Origin of the sequence: Rhodococcus sp. NPDC056516 (genome assembly GCF_042794655.1) — a bacterium.
Taxonomy (GTDB): Bacteria; Actinomycetota; Actinomycetes; order Mycobacteriales; family Mycobacteriaceae; genus Rhodococcus_F.
In genome coordinates, this window is sequence record NZ_JBHTTG010000023.1 from 1 (window position 1) to 1059 (window position 1059).

2 rRNA genes are annotated in these 1059 nt (G+C 52.9%); both read left to right on the plus strand.

Annotation, left to right across the window (positions count from 1 at the left end):
* A 16S ribosomal RNA gene (locus ACFQ6Y_RS30330) occupies positions 1-84 on the plus strand; the annotation flags it as partial.
* A 345-nt stretch (positions 85-429) separates the two neighbouring features.
* Positions 430-1059 (plus strand): 23S ribosomal RNA (locus ACFQ6Y_RS30335); the annotation flags it as partial.

Consider the following 1059-nt stretch of genomic DNA (forward strand, 5'->3'; position numbering starts at 1 on the left):
GAGCCGTCGAAGGTGGGATCGGCGATTGGGACGAAGTCGTAACAAGGTAGCCGTACCGGAAGGTGCGGCTGGATCACCTCCTTTCTAAGGAGCATTCTCCAATCCAATATCCACACAGGTGGATGGTTGGTTGGCAGAGCCTGTTTCGGATCCATTTGTGATCCGGCAGGAGCTCATGGGTGGACGCTGACAAACTTGATCGTCGTACGGTTTCTCCTCTGTGGGAAACCGACGAACAATATATCGGCATACTGTTGGGTCCTGAGAGAACACGCGAGTGTTTCCTCTCTAGGAAGTAACGACAAATGACTGCTGCAGTCATACCGCAGAGATTATCGCCTTTCGGGGTTGGTGGTTTGTGTTGGTGTCTGCGTGAGGTGGTTGTTTGTGTGTTGTTTGAGAACTGCACAGTGGACGCGAGCATCTTTGTTGTAAGTAATGAAGAGCGTACGGTGGATGCCTTGGCACCAGGAGCCGATGAAGGACGTAGGAGGCTGCGATAAGCCTCGGGGAGCTGTCAACCGAGCTGTGATCCGAGGATGTCCGAATGGGGAAACCCAGCACGAGTGATGTCGTGTTACCCGCGCCTGAATATATAGGGCGTGTGGAGGGAACGTGGGGAAGTGAAACATCTCAGTACCCACAGGAAGAGAAAACAACCGTGATTCCGTGAGTAGTGGCGAGCGAAAGCGGAAGAGGCTAAACCATGGGTGTGTGATAGCCGGCAGGTGTTGCATTCGTGGGGTTGTGGGGTTCATTTTGTCAATACTGCCGTGTTGGCCAACAGTAAGAAATCACTGGGTTAGTGGAAGTGGTCTGGAACGGCCTGTCGTAGAGGGTGAGAATCCCGTACACGAAAACTTTGTGACTGTTGTAATGGAAACCCAAGTAGCACCGGGCCCGTGAAATCTGGTGTGAATCTGTCGGGACCACCCGATAAGCCTGAATACTCCCTGGTGACCGATAGCGGACTAGTACCGTGAGGGAAAGGTGAAAAGTACCCCGGGAGGGGAGTGAAATAGTACCTGAAACCGTGCGCTTACAATCCGTCAGAGCCTT